The sequence below is a fragment of the Pectinatus cerevisiiphilus genome (assembly GCF_004341685.1).
GTDB lineage: Bacteria > Bacillota > Negativicutes > Selenomonadales > Selenomonadaceae > Pectinatus > Pectinatus cerevisiiphilus.
The window spans coordinates 26,174-42,795 of record NZ_SMAA01000019.1; the positions used below are offsets into that span (position 1 = coordinate 26,174).

At 37.1% G+C, this 16,622-nt stretch carries 13 protein-coding genes and 1 pseudogene; 4 read left to right on the forward strand and 10 right to left on the reverse strand.

Annotated elements, in window-relative coordinates:
• Nucleotides 1-94 precede the first annotated feature (94 nt).
• A complete protein-coding gene (locus tag EDC37_RS10695; RefSeq protein ID WP_132551175.1) occupies nucleotides 95-1,183 on the forward strand; it encodes an NADH:flavin oxidoreductase in 1,089 nt (362 codons plus the stop codon).
• A gap of 102 nt (nucleotides 1,184-1,285) precedes the next feature.
• Here the strand turns inward: EDC37_RS10695 and EDC37_RS10700 are convergent, their stop codons facing one another.
• The gene (locus EDC37_RS10700; protein ID WP_132551177.1) at nucleotides 1,286-2,386 is read right to left on the reverse strand and encodes a pyridoxal-phosphate dependent enzyme; all 1,101 of its coding nucleotides are present in this window, start codon (nucleotides 2,384-2,386) and stop codon (nucleotides 1,286-1,288) included.
• A gap of 406 nt (nucleotides 2,387-2,792) precedes the next feature.
• Here EDC37_RS10700 and EDC37_RS10705 point away from each other — a divergent pair, with 406 nt between their 5' ends.
• The 3 genes and pseudogenes from EDC37_RS10705 to EDC37_RS10715 all read left to right on the forward strand — a co-directional run bounded on the left by EDC37_RS10705 (nucleotide 2,793) and on the right by EDC37_RS10715 (nucleotide 5,050).
• On the forward strand, nucleotides 2,793-3,449 hold the full coding sequence (locus EDC37_RS10705; RefSeq protein WP_132551179.1) for an RsiV family protein: 657 nt from the start codon (nucleotides 2,793-2,795) through the stop codon (nucleotides 3,447-3,449).
• Between the two features lie 219 nt (nucleotides 3,450-3,668).
• Nucleotides 3,669-4,729: pseudogene (locus EDC37_RS12695) on the forward strand (IS30 family transposase).
• A 12-nt stretch (nucleotides 4,730-4,741) separates the two neighbouring features.
• On the forward strand, nucleotides 4,742-5,050 hold the full coding sequence (locus EDC37_RS10715) for a transposase (RefSeq protein WP_132551181.1): 309 nt from the start codon (nucleotides 4,742-4,744) through the stop codon (nucleotides 5,048-5,050).
• Nucleotides 5,051-5,191: 141 nt separating this feature from the next.
• Here EDC37_RS10715 and EDC37_RS10720 read toward each other — a convergent pair whose 3' ends face one another.
• The 9 genes from EDC37_RS10720 to EDC37_RS10760 all read right to left on the reverse strand — a co-directional run.
• On the reverse strand, nucleotides 5,192-7,144 hold the full coding sequence (locus EDC37_RS10720) for a methyl-accepting chemotaxis protein (protein ID WP_132551183.1): 1,953 nt from the start codon (nucleotides 7,142-7,144) through the stop codon (nucleotides 5,192-5,194).
• Between the two features lie 161 nt (nucleotides 7,145-7,305).
• Entirely contained in the window at nucleotides 7,306-8,634 is a 1,329-nt protein-coding gene (locus EDC37_RS10725; RefSeq protein ID WP_132551185.1) for an MFS transporter, read from the reverse strand.
• 226 nt (nucleotides 8,635-8,860) lie between these two features.
• On the reverse strand, nucleotides 8,861-10,009 hold the full coding sequence (locus EDC37_RS10730; RefSeq protein ID WP_132551187.1) for an iron-containing alcohol dehydrogenase: 1,149 nt from the start codon (nucleotides 10,007-10,009) through the stop codon (nucleotides 8,861-8,863).
• 45 nt (nucleotides 10,010-10,054) lie between these two features.
• The gene (locus EDC37_RS10735; protein ID WP_132551189.1) at nucleotides 10,055-11,032 is read right to left on the reverse strand and encodes a hydroxyacid dehydrogenase; all 978 of its coding nucleotides are present in this window, start codon (nucleotides 11,030-11,032) and stop codon (nucleotides 10,055-10,057) included.
• Nucleotides 11,033-11,047: 15 nt separating this feature from the next.
• Nucleotides 11,048-11,926: a 4-hydroxy-tetrahydrodipicolinate synthase gene (gene dapA, locus EDC37_RS10740; RefSeq protein WP_132551191.1), complete on the reverse strand. Its 879-nt coding sequence runs from the start codon at nucleotides 11,924-11,926 to the stop codon at nucleotides 11,048-11,050.
• A 24-nt stretch (nucleotides 11,927-11,950) separates the two neighbouring features.
• Entirely contained in the window at nucleotides 11,951-12,961 is a 1,011-nt protein-coding gene (gene pdxA, locus EDC37_RS10745; RefSeq protein ID WP_132551193.1) for a 4-hydroxythreonine-4-phosphate dehydrogenase PdxA, read from the reverse strand.
• Nucleotides 12,958-14,268, reverse strand: coding sequence for a four-carbon acid sugar kinase family protein (locus tag EDC37_RS10750; protein WP_132551195.1), 1,311 nt, complete (start codon nucleotides 14,266-14,268; stop codon nucleotides 12,958-12,960). The genes pdxA and EDC37_RS10750 overlap by 4 nt, the downstream gene beginning before the upstream one ends.
• Nucleotides 14,269-14,417: 149 nt before the next feature.
• Nucleotides 14,418-16,298, reverse strand: a complete 1,881-nt coding sequence (locus EDC37_RS10755; RefSeq protein ID WP_132551197.1) for a sigma-54-dependent Fis family transcriptional regulator — start codon at nucleotides 16,296-16,298, stop codon at nucleotides 14,418-14,420.
• Nucleotides 16,299-16,382: 84 nt separating this feature from the next.
• A partial coding sequence (locus tag EDC37_RS10760) for a transposase (RefSeq protein WP_207900831.1) occupies nucleotides 16,383-16,622 on the reverse strand: 240 nt, incomplete at its 5' end.

Consider the following 16,622-nt stretch of genomic DNA (forward strand, 5'->3'; position numbering starts at 1 on the left):
GAGCGGATAAGTATTAGTATCCAAAATACATGCAATATTAAACATAGATTTTTGCAAGACAATTTCATTATTTTTTTTGTAAAGGACGTAAGAAATGATTCCCCTAGACAAGCCTGTAAAACTTTCACATTTAACATTAAAAAATCCGTTCATCCGTTCAGCAGTACATAGCTTTTTAGGTTCGGCAGACGGATTTATGACAGATTTAGAATATCAAATGTATGAAGAGCTTTCCAGTAACAATCTTGCCCTTATAATAAGTGGGCATTGCTGTGTCCTTGCTGGCGGCCTCGCTAATAAAGAACAAATACGTATAGATGATGACAAATATATCAGCCAATTTAGTAAGGCTGCAACCCTAATACACAAAAATCATTGTTTATTTATGCCGCAAATAAGCCATGCCGGTCCACGTGCCATCGATACAACAGAATTTTTCGATGTCAGCGCAGGTGCCTTACCTAAAAACCATTATGCGAAGGAACTATCACTCGAACAAATCGCTACCATACGTACCGCTTTCGCCAATGCTGCTTATCGTTTAAAGCAGGCCGGTGTTGACGGTGTCCAATTGCATGGTGCCCACAGTTACCTCCTCTCGCGTTTCATAGATAAAACCTTTAACAAGCGCAATGATGAATACGGTGGCAGTATTGAAAACCGTTTCCGCCTATGTGCGCAAATCATAAAAGATATTAAAGAAAAATGTGGAAAAGATTTTCCTGTAGCAATAAAAATAAACAATGATACGAATACAGACAATGACGATTATGCCACGGATATGCAGTATGTCATAAATAAGTGCCATGAACTTGATGTCGAATTCATCGAATGGAGCGGCGTTGATTTTATTAACCAACCACGCACAAGCTCATTATATTACTTTGATCGAATCGCCAACTTTGCCAAAGATGCCCCATTACCTATGAGTATAGTAGGCGGTATCAAAAGCGTCGATGATATAAATAAGGTTCTAAACAGTGCCATTCCGCTCATTTCCCTGGCGCGTCCACTAATTTGTGAACCGGATATATTAACTAAATTTTCCTTGGAAAAAGCGCAAAAATCAGTTTGCCTTTCCTGTAACCGTTGTTTTGCTGTTCCTCACCTGCATCACGGCGTACGCTGTGTCTTGCATTGGCGAAACATCCGCAAACAACAGCAACAACAAAATCTAAAATAAAAATAACAACCTAAAAACCCCGTTTTGAAAACCAAATTTTCAAAGCGGGGTTTCACTATCTATTATATTTCAACTGTCTACTTATCTTTTAATATACATAAATTACCATGGTTCGGACTTTAATCCAGCACCGCATATTGGGATAAGGCATTTGCCGGTCATACCAAACCTTTCACAATAAAGCCGATATGCTGCGTAACTTATTACCGTCGTATGTTCGCAAAAAATTCCCTTTGCCGCCAATTTACCACGTGTTGGCAAAATCATTTCTTCCGGTACAGCAATTACCTCTATATTGTATTTATAAATATATTCCAGTATTTCCTTCCCACGCATAGGTACACCCACAGCAATGCCTTCTGCAAGTGTTGGCTTTATCTGCACTTTTGCAGGAACAGCGGACTTATTTTTCACAGCTTCTACAAAAGGATCACAGCATTCACTTTGTACTGCAATAATTTTAGGCATTTTATCAATAATGCCCGCGGCAAGGAATTCTTCAAGTGCTTTTACCACACCAATCAACAATGTACCATTACCGAGAGGGACAATAATATTTTCTGGAATTTTTTTTAATTGTTCATATACTTCATAAATATAAGTCTTAGTTCCTTCATAGAAGAATGGATTATATACATGGTTGGCATAATATCTGCCTTCTTTTTTCACTTTTGCCCTGCACACATCTGCACAGTCATCCCGTGATCCCTGTATAACATCACAAATAGCCCCATGTGCCCGGATCATTCCTATTTTTTTAGGAGAAGTATTATGCGGTACAAATATTTCACATTTTATACCGGCCCTGCCACAATATGCAGCTACACTATCGCCTGCATTACCGCTGGAATCCTGTACAACACTTTTTACCCCAATACTGCGGCAATGTGAAATCAAAACTACCGCACCACGGTCTTTAAAGGACAACGTTGGCATATAATAATCCATCTTAAACAAAACATTTTTATCAAAATTGATAATAGGTGTCATACCTTCACCAAGGGAAATATCACGCCAGGAATCATCTTCAATTGGCATAAACTCCCTGTACCGGAAAATACTCCAAGTTTCTTTATCAACCTTAGCTAAATCAAACTTAGGAGCCTCATAATCAAGCTTCCAGAGTCCCCCGCATTTATCACATTTAGGTTTATAAGTTGCAGCACTTTCTCTATGCCCACAGTCCGAACACACAAAATCCATATAAATTCCTCCATTTAGCCGATAACTATCCGTCCTGTGCCCTTCTCTATGCAAATTCCCTTAATATTTTTTAAATTAAATATCGCACCGTCTATTATTCTAAAGCGACAGCACCTCAAGACAAGCACATAAATAATTAAACGGATCCTTTATATTTATTATAACATAAAAAGCTTCCCATAAAGTGCATCATGCCAATGAGTAATGTAGTCTATGATTTTATTGCATAATACTATCTATTTAGTATATTCTAACTGTCATATTATATTGCTGTATTGTTATTCTTATTTGTCGTTTTAATATATATAGCAAATTTAACCGACTTAAAACACTTATTTGTATTGACTATACTAACCGATTAATGTTATTTTAAGGTAAATAGATAAATTCTAAAGGAGGTTCCATTATGTCTAGAATACATTTTAAAATACTAACACTTTTCGCCGTCGTCATCCTGTGCCTGAGCGCAACTGCTTTTGCTGCTGATAAAACAACAGATGTCAGTGAAGTTTCTCATGCCGAATTTTATCTAGGAAATGAAAAATCTGAATATCCTTTTGTTAGGACAGCTGATTTTGATGCCAGCTATAAAATAAATAGAGATATCGAAAATTATCTTGCTGACATGCGTGCTGCCTTTGACAGTGCTGCCAATGTTACCAGCAAGTTCGAGTATAAGCTCTGTTATGAAGACAGCAAAACAGTTTCCCTGACGTTCAATGAATATCGTTACTATGACCGCGCAGCACATGGTGATTACAAAATTCATGGTGTTGTATACAATAAAGAAACGGGGGACAAAGTTCCATTGGAAAACTATCTCAAGATCACTCCCCAGCAGCTTCAAGAATTAATAGATAATAATACCGCAAAAGTTTATGGTGGTGATGGTAATGCCCTTCTTTCTGCCAGCGATATCAACAAAATCAAATATATTTCGGCTGACTATTACCTTACCAACCGCCCAGACGGAATGTATATAGGTATTATATATCCCCCTTATGAACTTGCACCTTGGTCTACAGGCATAATCAATATTCTCGTGCCTATGCCCAAAGGATAAATAAGAATAAAATATTAACAAAAACCGGTTCTATACTAAATGTTGGGGTAAGCAAAAATTCAAGCTTACTCCAACATTATTTTTTTACAAAAAAAGAGCATAAAACAAAAAAAGGTTAGTTGTAAAATGAAATTAAACAAATAAGAAAAAAATAATCCACAGTGATATACCTGTGTTAGAATGGATTTACCACAAAACATTCACAAAGGAGAAATCACTATGGATCAATCCCATTCTAACATATATGCAAATTCTCGTAAACATGGTAAGCACTTATCTCTTGACGAGCGTGGTATTATTCAAGCTTTACACCATCAGGGAATGTCCCTGCGCAGCATCGCTGCTGAGGTTGGCTGTGCTCACACTACAGTCATGTACGAACTGCGCCGCAGTACACCGCAGCGCAGAGGCCGTCGCGGCCGGATTCCCATATACACGGCAAAACGCGGGCAGGATGTTTACAACAAACACCGCAAACACTGCCGCAAACCATACAAACTGGACAGTGATTCATGTGAAGCGTTTATTCAATGGATGTCCAGGCAGGTTCGTACAAAACGATGGTCTCTGGATATGTGTGTTGGTTATGCAAAACTCCATCAAGTGTTTGCGGCAGAACAAATACCTTGTACCAAGACCTTGTATAATATGCTGTGGGCTGGCAAGCTACCGCTGACACTGTTTGATGTACCACATGCTCTTTCACACAAGCAGCACCGCAAATGGAACCGAAAAATAGGCGCATACTCGGCCGCAGCATTGATGAACGTCCTGATGTTGTCGCTGCGCACGAAGAGTTTGGTCATTGGGAAGCTGACACCGTTGTTGGCAGACGTCAGGGCAGGGAATCTGTTGTGTTTACCATGGTAGAATGTATCACTGACCACTATATCGCCATTAAAATTTCCGGCAGGAATAGTGCTGGTGTCAGTGAGGCTATGAATCAGCTTCACAAGTTATACGGTGAACGGTTTGCGCAGGTATTTAAAACTATAACTGCAGACAACGGTCCTGAATTTCAGAACTTTTCGGCTGTCGAGGCATGGGGAACAAGGGTTTATTTTGCCCATCCCTACAGTTCATGGGAACGGCCACGCAACGAACGACACAACGGTATGCTGCGTGCATACATTCCCAAGGGTAAGTCCATTGAACACTACACAGATGAAGAAATCTTATCTTTTGCAGATGATCTTAACAGTCGTCCAAGGCGTGTGCTCGGTTACCATTCACCAGAAGATCTCTTTGATTCTTTTTTAGATCATGTATATGCTTGTTAAGATTTATTTTTAATGATTTTTTGTTCAATTTGCTATTGCAATTTACGTAAAAATGAAAAACAGTTTTATAAAAGAATATATAAATGGCTTTTTTTAGTAGAAAAATATGGTATAGATAGATTCCTTGCCATGGCAAAAACTGTCAGACAGTGGCTCCATCCAATAAAAAGAGCTATTTTAACAGGTTACACAAATGGTTATACTGAAGGCTGTAATAACAGGACTAAGGTTTTAAAAAGAATATGTTTCGGTGTCAGGAACTTTAAGAGATTCCATAATAGATTGATGTTTATTGCTAATTGTAAAAAAGCAGCAGGATAATTTTCCTACTGCCCTTGTACTATCTTGAATTTTTCATAACCCCAACCATTGACAATGAACCTAAATATATTGAAATAATAAAAGGCCATCACACTAAAATGCAATGACCTTTTACTATTTTGTTCATAAGTTATTAAAACATTATAATTTAAATTGACGTACTGCTTCCTGTAGCTCTTGTGCCATTTTCTTCAGTTTTTCACTCGAAGAATTTATTTCTTCCATTGAGGCTGCCTGTTCTTGCGTAGCCGCGGAAACAGTCTGTGTTTCATCAGTAGATTTTTTCATCAATGTATCTATTTGAGCCATCGACGCTGCAACATTTTGTCCATCATCAGCTAAACCTTTTATAACAGATGAAACATTTGCCACCTCATCAGAAAGATCTGTAACCATTTTCATGATAGCATCAAAGTTTGTACCGGCTTCTTTTATAGCTCCCATGCCATTTTTTACTTCATCAGTGCCTACCTGCATATCTGTAACTGCTTTTTGTGTATCATTTTGTATTTCACTAATCATTTCAGCTATTTTAGTAGCCGCTTCCTGTGACTGCTCAGCAAGTTTCCTTACCTCATCTGCTACAACTGCAAAGCCCTTGCCTTGTTCACCGGCTCTTGCCGCTTCAATAGCCGCATTAAGTGCCAACAAATTGGTCTGGCCTGCTATTCCCAAAATAGTATCCACTATCTGTCCTATTTCTTTTGACCGTTCTCCCAAATTTGCCACCGACCCCGCAGAAGCATTAACTGTTTTTTCAATGTCCTGCATCTTTGTTATAACATTTTGCACAGAACTCCCACCGGCTTTAGCGGTATCTACTGTTTTGCGAGAGTAATCAGTCACATCAGCCGTCTTTTTAAACACATCTTCTATATGTTTCGACATATTTTTTACCACTTCTGCCGAATCATTTAAAAGTTTATAGCTATGCTCACTGTTTTGTGCTACCCCTGCTATTGAATTGGCAACCTGATCTGCCGCGAGAGCAGTCTGTGATGCCCCTGTAGTAAATTGCTCTGCCGAATCAATTAACTGGGTTGAATTAGTCTGGACATGCTTTACCAAATTTCTTAAACTATCAATCATCTTATTAAAAGCCACTGCCAGTCGTCCTATTTCATCCTTTGCATCAGCCTTTAATTTTTGGTCAAGCTTACCATCCGCGATCTGTTCCGCCAACGCCTGCATCTCCAAAATAGGTTGTGTAAATTTACGTGCGATAACATAGGAAATCCCTGCTACAACAAGTAACACAAAAATAATAAAACCTATCATGGTAAAGAGAAGCGTATGTGTTTTTTGCGTTATAAATGAATAAGGAGTTTCCAGACAGATTACCCATCCCGTACGTTGATCATATATGTAACTGACAACTTGCTTGCCAGACTGTCCATCAATTATATCTACTCCACTTGTCTTATTGTCTAAGGCATTTTTTATAAAAGATAAATTACTGCGGTCTTCCTGTTTTTTAACAAGTTCCTCATCAGGATGTGCTATTATCTTTCCTTCCTGGTCGACAATATAAGCTACACGTCCATCTTTAGAAAGATTCGTCACAAATTCACTCATCTTCGTTAGTGGCAGTGACCCTTGCATTACACCAATAACATTATTACCGGCATCACGTATTGGCGTCATAAGGTTAACTACAAGCCTTTCTGAGTTTTTACTGAAAACAACACCTGAAATAGCTTCATCATTACCTTTCAACGCATCTTGGAAAAAAGGACGTTCCCAGATATTTGCCGGTTTAATATCATCTCCCCTGACTACTTGATTTCCTTTCGCATCATCAAGAGAAAATGAATTGGGATTCATTTTCGAGGCTTCTGTCAAAAAAACTTTTGTTTGTGCCAGATCATAAGTTTTTACTGCTGGATTAGAAGCAACTGTCTTCAATACAAGAAAAGTTTTATCTAAATATTCTCCCATCTGTATCTGGATTTGTTTTGTCATATCATTGCATTGCGAGATTGTCTCTTGCTCCAGTGTGTTGCTCAAGTGTCGCATTGACACTGCCGCTACAATAAGCAGCGGAATAAAACTCATCATCAGCATAATTGCCATAACCTTTTTTCTTAAAGACATTAAACTACCTCCCTGTATAATATATAAATTTTCCCACATTTCTATATTATCATGTTAATTGAAAAATACAAGTTATATATATATTATGATAGTTAGAGAAAATGCAGTATAAACATAAATATAGCTTATACTGCATTTTTGCAATTTATGCTATTTAATTTTTATTGCTTTTCTACTCGAATAGGTTCTATCTTTCCTAATACAAAAATAAAATTAAGAATTGCAATCAATAGTAAAAATGCTGAAAATAGCAAAGCAAATTCAAAATGTCCAGTATAACCAACAATAAATCCTGTTATTATAGGACCTACCACTCCACCAAAATTTGATATACAATTTTGAATTCCCGCAACGATACCAGTCATATTTCGTGGGGCGATTTCACTTGGAATTGCCCAAACTTGTGAAGCTGCAACAACTGTACCAGATTTTGAAATGCATAATAATATTAACGCCACTATTAGAGACTCCGATACAGCTGCAAAACCAATAAATGCGGCCATAATCAAACCGATACATAAAAATAATTTTCTTGTTTTAGTCAAAGACATTTTCCCTGATGAATGCACTCTATCTGACAAATAACCTGCTAGTATTTCTATAATCGCACCACATAAAAGTGGTAATGAAGCTGCAAACCCCATTTGGCTGAAACTAAGACCTCTGTCCTTCATTAGATACATAGGAAGCCATGTAATGAAAAAATAAGAATTATAATTTATCATGAAAAATCCTATACACATAGCAATTACATTTCTATAGCGCAATAATTGCCACCATTTTAAAGGCATCGTCTTATCTTTCTCTTTTACTTCTTCTCCATCATGTATATAATCTAATTCTAGCTTATTTACACCTTTATGATCAGCTGGATCATCTTTAAAAAAGAACCACCACGCTATAGACCACACTATCCCAATAATTCCTAAGACAGCAAATGTTTCTCTCCAACCAATAGAAATCATCAACCAAGTTAAAACAGGAACACCAAAAGCACCTCCAAACTTTTGCCCACTATCAAATATTCCGCCCACTGTAGCTCTTTCACTTTTTGGAAACCATTTACGTGTAATTGCTGCGTTACTCGGATATGCTCCTGCTTCGCCTATCCCCAAAACCATACGCAATCCCATTAATGATTTAAAACCTGTTGCTATGCCAGTTAAACCTGTTGCAATTGACCACCAAAGAACAGATAATCCCAATGCCTTACGTTGCCCTATTTTTTCAGAAACAAATCCCGCTGGAATTTGTAATAACGCATAACATAGAAAGAATGCAGACATCAACATCCCCATTTCTTGTGTCGTTACATGTAAATCTTGCATTATATGCGGTGTTGCTATAGCTAAAGTAGTTCTATCTAAAAAATTTATAGCAATTGCCGCCCACATCAATCCAGCTATTACCCAACGCATTTTTGTTTTCTTATATATTTTTGATGCTTCAAGGGTAGTATAATTTTCTGCTGTAATTTTATCATTTTCCATAAGTATTCTCCTTTTTACTTTCCTTGTAAAATGATTTTGTAATAATGATAATTATCTGTATTTTTATTAAAAGTTTAAAATACAGTATTGACATTTTTATATATAAATTCAGTTTTTTTTATAAATAAGGCCGTTTGAAACGGCCTTATTTATAAAATTATCGAAAAAATACGCCTTTCTCAATAATATAGCCTAATTTTTTTTAATTATTATCAGCCTTATAATGTTACATCACCTTTTTGTAAATATAACGTATATCATCCAAAGATAATTTTTTACAATTATTAACTAACAATCGCGTTTGTTGGCTGCCTGCTTGAACAAGAAAATCCAAGTCGCTATCTTTTACGCCAAATTCTTTTAAACTTATCGGTATATTTGTAGCTTTAACAACCTCAGCTATTTCACTTATTATATGTTCAGCTTTTTCATCTATTGATTTACTGGAAAGTTCCGGATAAACAGCATCACAAAGCTGTGCCAACCTATCTGCACATGCATCTTTGTTAAATGCCATTACATGGGCAAATAAAATTGCATTAGATACTCCATGCGCTATATGATACTTTCCGCCCAATGGGTAAGAAAGTGCATGGACTGCTGTAGTGCCGGAGCCGGTAATTGCCACACCACCATAAAATGCGCCTACCATCATTTCACTTTTTGCTTCCATATCATCTGCATTATTATAAGCTTTTCTAATGTTGTGAAAGATCTTACGTGCCCCTTCTTTTGCATAGGTGTCACTCAATACTGTGGCCTTTTTTGAAGTAAAACATTCCACTACATGGGCTAAAGCATCTACACCAGTTGACGCTATAATTTTCGGTGGTAATTTAGCTATCATATTTACATCAAGTATCACATAATCAGGAATCATACAATTATTTACAATTCCCTGCTTTGATTCCTGTTCCGGAATAGCCACAATCGCATTGCATGTTGCTTCTGAACCTGTACCACATGTCGTAGGTACCATTATTGTTTTAATATGTTTTTTGGCAATACTGCTGTCCTTCAATAAATCTCTTAATGTATAGTCTGCACCCACAATAATGCTGGCAAGCTTTGATGCATCCATAACGCTACCACCGCCGACACCTATTATGAGGTCAATCTTTGCTTCACCTATTTCAGCTATTACACGTTCAATATCGGCTACAGCTGGTTCTGCTGTCAAATCATCAATCACTTTATATGATACAGTTGCGCATATTTTTTCCACTGTTTCGCACAAACCGGCACCACGCACACCTTTATCAGTAAAAATTAATATATTTTTAGCCTGTTCTATATTAATAATTTCTGATATTTGATTAATACAACCTTGTCCCGCATGGATAACTGACGGAACTGTCAATTGGCATTGTTTCATTTTTATTCCTCCAAAACACATTGTAATAATTTTACTTTTAACAATTTATTTATTCCATCTAGGATGTTCATAAGCCTTAGGATTGCACACTTTCTCCCATTTTTCTCCTCTTATTATTGCAGCTACACCTTCAGCTGCCATTGTTGCCACACCTGATGCGGCTTCCCTTGTTTGTCCTGCCATATGTGGTGTAACAATGATATTGTCACATTTGAACAACGGATCATCTGCACTAATCGGCTCATTAACGATGACATCTGTCGCAGCACTATAAATCCAATTCTCATGCAAAGCTTTACATAATGCACTTTCATTAACAATACCTCCGCGAGCACAATTAATAAGTATACCCGTAGGTTTCATTATTTTTAATTCAGCTTCACCTATCATATTTTTAGTTTGTGGTGTTAACGGTGTATGAATAGAAACAACATCTGCTTCTTTTAAAATGTCATGAATATCCTCTTTATATCCATATCCTTGTTTTTCAACTGCTTCTTTTTTTACAAATGGGTCATAAATAATTACATTCATGCCTATCGCCGATGCCATCTGTGCAAGAATTCCACCTATATGTCCACAGCCAATAAGTCCTAATGTTTTTCCTAAAAGTTCATACGCTTTATACGCACTTCGTACAGCAAAATTTCCTTTACGCATTTCTTTATCACAATGTACCATGTCTTTTGCACATGCAAACATCATTGCCATAGCATGTTCAGCTACTGAACGTGTATTAGCACCAGGGGCAATAACTACAGGTATTCCCAATTCGGTTGCAGCTTCTACATCAACATTATCGACACCGACTCCCGGACGACCTATCACCTTTAATTTTTTGCATTTAAGCATGGTTTCTTTATCAATAGAACCGATTCTGATAATAACCCCTTCCGCATCGATCAGTTCTGGCAACATATCTACAGGTTCACCACTATTGGTTATAACCACATCCAGTCCTGCTTTTTCCAATACAGCCATACCATCATCATGCAATCTATGTGAAATAACTACTTTTGCCATTATCCATTGCTCCTATCAATACAAAGTAAATACTTTCTTTAATGCTTCAACTATAGCCGGATTTGTACAATTTGACGGTTCCCTTGCCGGGCCAACCTTATTGCCAAGCATATTAGCCGCTAATTTTACTACAGAGTTAGGATTCCCCATCTGCATCACATTACGGAAAGGACGTATTTTCTTCTGTGCTTCATTAGCCTTTGCTAGATCACCGGTGGCCCAGTATTTATAAATACTTACCATTAATTCAGGAAATACATTGGAACATCCTGATATGGCACCTGCTCCTCCTGCCATAAGCGTCCATAAAATAAGTGAATCACTGCCTGCCAAAACTTTAAGGCGTGGATCCGTATTTTCAATATATTTAAGGGTATTATCAAAATTACCGCTGCTGTCCTTTATACCGATAATATTTTCATGTGCTGCCAATTTTTTAACTGTCTTAAAATCAATATTATTGCCTGTTCTTGCTGGTATATTATAAAGAAGAATTGGCATATCTACCGCATCAGCCACCGCACTATAATGCCTGTAAAGATCATCCTGCGAAACTGCGACAAAATAAGGTGAGATTATTGATAACACATCCACGCCTAATTCTTTTACTTTAAGTGATAATTCAATCGTTTCTTTAGTAGTTACACATCCTGTACCAGCATAAACTGGTACTCTGCCATTTACTGCCTTTACGGCAGTCTTTATTATTGCCAATTTTTCTTCATTGCTGAATGCATAAAATTCTCCATTCGTACCCAAAGGAAATATACCGTTGACGCCTGCATTAATTAACTTATCAATAAATGCCGCATAGTTTTCTGGAGCAAATTTTTCATCTTCTGTGAGTGTTGTTAAAACAGGTGTAATAATACCTTGTGGTTCTATTTTTTTCATTATAAATACCCTCCGATTAAATTATTATTTATTCAAAATATCTGCAAATTTTACTTTTGCCATCTGCGCCCCAAGTTCTAAAGCCGCTGTCATACTCTTACTATTGGCTATCCCTTTGCCCGCAACAGGAAAGGCAGTTCCATGATCCACTGAAGTCCGTATACAGGGCAACCCCACTGTTACATTGACGCCGCTGTCAAATCCCAACACTTTGATTGGTATATGTCCCTGGTCATGATACATAACGACAACAATATCAAATTCGTTAAGATTTGCTGCCCTGTGAAACACGCTGTCTGGTGGTAATGGGCCTGTGACATTGTAACCCTTACGACGCGCCTGTTCGACTGCCGGAACAATTTCTGTTTGATCCTCAGTACCGAAAAGACCACCTTCACCACAATGCGGATTGAGACCTGCTACAGCTATTCGTGGTTCTTTGATTCCCATTAATCCTAGTGCATCATAGGCTAAATCAATAACTTTGCTTATCCGTTCCTTCTTTACCAATGCTGGTACACGGTTGATCGCAACATGTGTACTGACATGAATAACTCTAAGCTTGGGACTTGTCAGCATCATAGAAAAATCTTTCTGTCCCATCAACGCCCCTAAAATTTCTGTATGTCCCGGATAATGTACTCCACCTAAATTAAGTGCCTCCTTATTGAGTGGTGCTGTGACTATAGCGTGCACTTTTCTTTGCATGGCATAATCAACAGCTTTTTCTATATATTCATAAGCGGCTTTGCCTGCACGTCCATCTACCTTTGCAAATGGCAAATCCTCTGGTAGATTATCAAGGTCAACTATATCAATAATTCCATATTCAGTACCACCCTCATTAATACTTTTGATACTTCTGCATCTCAGATCAGCACCAATTATCTTAACGGCTCTTTGCATTATTTTTTTATCGCCAAAAACAATAGGACAAGCTTGCTGATATATTTTCTTATCCATTAAAGCCTTCACGATAACTTCTGGTCCTACTCCCGCAGCATCTCCCATAGTAATACCCAAAACAGGTTTCATTCAGCTATCCCTCCAATGTTCCGTTCTAAAATTTCATTGTTTCTTATCACATCAATAGCTTTCGCAAAAATTTCCGACTTTCCAAAAGCACCTGCCTTCGTAACAACAAACATACCATCGCATGTCCCACACAACATCCCCAATGGTACACCACTGTCTATTTCCTTTATTATTTCTATAGTATCAGCACCTATAGCTCTACAAATATGAACAGCTGTATCCCCACCAGTCAAAATCATGCCAGCCAATTTTTGTAAGTCCAGCTGTGCTACTATATCCGCTAAAAAACAGGCGGTACGCTCACTAACTTCCTCCATTTTTAAACCATACTGTTTGCCTGTCCACAAAGCTTTCTTTACATCTTTGTCATCCATTGCCGCTGTTATTAGCACATCTTCTTGTTTTGCCAGCAACTTTTTTATTGTTTTAATTATGCCCTCCTTTTTTTCTTTTGACTCTGCTAATATTGATAATATATCCAATTTGACAGCCCTAATATTTTTATTAGACACTGCATATTTTATTTGTTTCTGGGTAATATGGCTCACGCTCCCTGCCACTATCAAAACAGGCCCTTCTCTTCGCATTATTGAAGTACCATAATCACACTGCCAGCCATAAAAATCACTTAAATATTCCGCTAAGCCTGCTGACCCAACCCATAAAATATTTTTATAAGCACTTAACGCTTTCATTAATTGCCTAAAGTCGCTTTGCTTGGCTGCATCACAAACTATCCATTTTATATTATCAGCGATTAATGCATCTATCCTTTTTTTAATACATTTTTCACCTTTATCAATAACCAGCAATTCCAGTAATCCTACTTTCTCATCAACCTGTTGTTGCAAAATTGCTGGTATATAAGAATTATGAATTGGAGTTTTAGGTGCATGTGCCATCTCTGTATATTCTAAAGGTATCCCATCTAGCAAATGATAACCACCTATTGTAATACGGTTATTTTCTGGATAAGCCGGCGCAATAATTACAATCTCTGGTTTTAAAATATCTGCGGCAGCCTTTATTTCTATTCCTACATTACCACGCATTGTCGAATCTATTTTCTTATACACACAAGGAATTTTTTGTTTGGCTATTTCAGTGCAAATAGCTTTCACTTTGTTATAAGCTTCTTCCGGTCTTAAATTTCTGCTATCTGAATCAATTACAAGAACATCTGATTTACCCACATTCAATTTATTTATATTAAGCTTTACATATGAGCACATATTTCTTTTAGCAAATTGTACTGCTGTGTCATTAGCTCCGGTTAGGTCATCAGCAATAACAGCTAATTTTGTCATCCTATCACCTACTTTGCAATCTATATATTTAATATTATGCAAACACCGTGCCAATTCTTATATCCTTATATTTTAAGGGTTGAAAAAAATACGCATCATTTTATGTTGCTATTTGCAACGCAAAATGATGCGTATTAAAACATCGTGCACTATATTTTCTTCAATCGTCTCCATAAGGTAGTACGATGTATTCCCAATCTTTTTGCAGCTCTTGTATAATTGAAATTTTCTTCTTCCAAGGTTTTTTGCAATAGATTGTTTTCCATCTGCGTTAAATCCCCAATATCCTTATTCTCTTTCTCTCCAATTTTTGCATTCATTCTATCGTCATCTTCACAAGCATCTCTAACATCAGCTATTGTTATAACATTTCCCGCTGTAAGCAATAATATCCGTTCCATCATATTAGCGATTTGTCTGATATTTCCAAGCCAGTCGAATTTTACCAGATAATCTACCGCTTCTTTTGTAATATCTGTAACACGTGGATTTTTATCGTGCATACTAGTCAAAAAGTGTTTTATTAAAAGGGGAATATCTTCACGCCGATCTACTAAAGTCGGTATATGGATACGTAAAATATTGAGTCGATAATATAAATCATTTCTAAAGCTGCCTTCCGTGACCATTGTCGCCAAATTTTTATTTGTCGCGGCAATAATTCTTACATCAACAGGAATAACCGCTTCTCCGCCAAGCGGCATAACTTCTCTTTCCTGTAATACGCGTAAAATACGTGATTGAAGAGGTAATGGCATTTCTCCTATTTCGTCCAAAAACAATGTCCCACCATGCGCCAATTCAAACATTCCTTGCCTGCCACCTCGTCTAGCTCCGGTGAAAGCACCTTCGACATAACCAAACAGTTCTGACTCCAGCAGATTTTCAGGTAACGCCGCACAATTAATAGCAACGAAAGGCCCTTGTGCCCGCACACTTAAGTTATGGATACTTTGGACAAGCATCTCTTTACCCGTTCCTGATTCTCCTGTAATTAAAATAGTAGACTCTGTTAATGCATATTTAACTGCCTTTCTTTTCATACTCAGGCAGGCTTTCGATTTCCCTATTATGTCACTAATGTTATATTTTGCGACCAAACCTTTTGCCGAAAGTTTTTTACGAATATTTCTTTCCAATTTCTGTACCTCAGAAATATTCTGTAAATTATAAATATAACCTTGGTTATTATCTCGTACAGCGATGGAAGCCCTCCGTACAGTATATTGTTTTTCAAAAATCTTTACTAATTTATCTTTTCCGTTTATTTGCACTGTAGATAATTCAGGAAAAATATCTTCAACAAATTCTCCTTTTACATCAAAACAAGATTTTTTAAATATTTTTTCTGCTACCGGATTTAATATCGTAATCCGTTTATCTTGATTCACTGCGACTATGCCGTCATGTGATTCATCAACAACGGCTCGAAGTTGTTCAGTTTTTTTCTGTTCTGCCCGTCGTATTGAAGCAATTAATATTGCTGTTTGCAATGCCCTATATATAGATTCTTTCCCCGATTGGATCAAAGTGCTTTTTATACCATATTTAGCAGACATTTTAACCGAAATGGCATCACCGACAACTAATTCTACTCCGTTCATCACCGCAGCTTCCATTTTAGGAGCTGCTTCATTAGAATTTTGTAAAAGAATCTCCGTAAGATTTATATGTAATATTTTTCCTAATTCATCACAACCATATATCATATTGCCAAACCCAGCAATAGCTATATTTTCAGGATATTTACCAACTTTTAATAGAGCTTGCAGTATATCTGCAACTGTCACTTGAATATAAACAATTGGTACATCGACTTTTTTTTCTATTAATGAGGCTGTTCCTCCCCTGCTGACAATAACTTCTATCCCGTTATCTGTCGCCTGCTTAACTAAGGTATCAGCTTCTTGCAAATCAGCTTTAACTACGTGGAACAAATTTTTTCTATCAGAAAATTTTTCATCAATTACTGTTAATGCCAGTTCCGCTAAATCTGAAAATGGCGCTACAAATAATACCTGTGCCTCCATGAGATATTGTCCTCCTTATTATTATGATACCCTACAAGCTAATGTCAATAGTAGTTCGCAAAATCTAAGGTAACTCCGAAGCAATTAAGCAACCGATTTTTGTCTTTTTTCTTTGACCTGTTGTAGTGTGTTCGGATTAATATAGCAACGACTCGTTGACCAGTCTTCACTATATTCGATCAGATATGTTACAACTAGTCGAATATAAGAATCCATACTGGGAAAAATTCCTACAACGGTTGTCCGTCGGCGAATTTCCCGATTGAGCCGCTCAAGCATATTGGTAGAAGCAATTTTACGGAAATCTATTGGTGCAAAACTATA

Coding starts and splice junctions, on each gene's coding strand:
- EDC37_RS10735 (WP_132551189.1), bottom strand. CDS start 11,032: ATGGCAAAAGTAGTTATTTCACATAGATTGCATGATGATGGTATGGCT.
- EDC37_RS10750 (WP_132551195.1), bottom strand. CDS start 14,268: ATGACAAAATTAGCTGTTATTGCTGATGACCTAACCGGAGCTAATGAC.
- pdxA (WP_132551193.1), bottom strand. CDS start 12,961: ATGAAACCTGTTTTGGGTATTACTATGGGAGATGCTGCGGGAGTAGGA.
- EDC37_RS10700 (WP_132551177.1), bottom strand. CDS start 2,386: ATGGATTTTGTGTGTTCGGACTGTGGGCATAGAGAAAGTGCTGCAACT.
- EDC37_RS10715 (WP_132551181.1), top strand. CDS start 4,742: ATGATTTTTTGTTCAATTTGCTATTGCAATTTACGTAAAAATGAAAAA.
- EDC37_RS10725 (WP_132551185.1), bottom strand. CDS start 8,634: ATGGAAAATGATAAAATTACAGCAGAAAATTATACTACCCTTGAAGCA.
- EDC37_RS10695 (WP_132551175.1), top strand. CDS start 95: ATGATTCCCCTAGACAAGCCTGTAAAACTTTCACATTTAACATTAAAA.
- EDC37_RS10720 (WP_132551183.1), bottom strand. CDS start 7,144: ATGTCTTTAAGAAAAAAGGTTATGGCAATTATGCTGATGATGAGTTTT.
- EDC37_RS10730 (WP_132551187.1), bottom strand. CDS start 10,009: ATGAAACAATGCCAATTGACAGTTCCGTCAGTTATCCATGCGGGACAA.
- dapA (WP_132551191.1), bottom strand. CDS start 11,926: ATGAAAAAAATAGAACCACAAGGTATTATTACACCTGTTTTAACAACA.
- EDC37_RS10705 (WP_132551179.1), top strand. CDS start 2,793: ATGTCTAGAATACATTTTAAAATACTAACACTTTTCGCCGTCGTCATC.
- EDC37_RS10755 (WP_132551197.1), bottom strand. CDS start 16,298: ATGGAGGCACAGGTATTATTTGTAGCGCCATTTTCAGATTTAGCGGAA.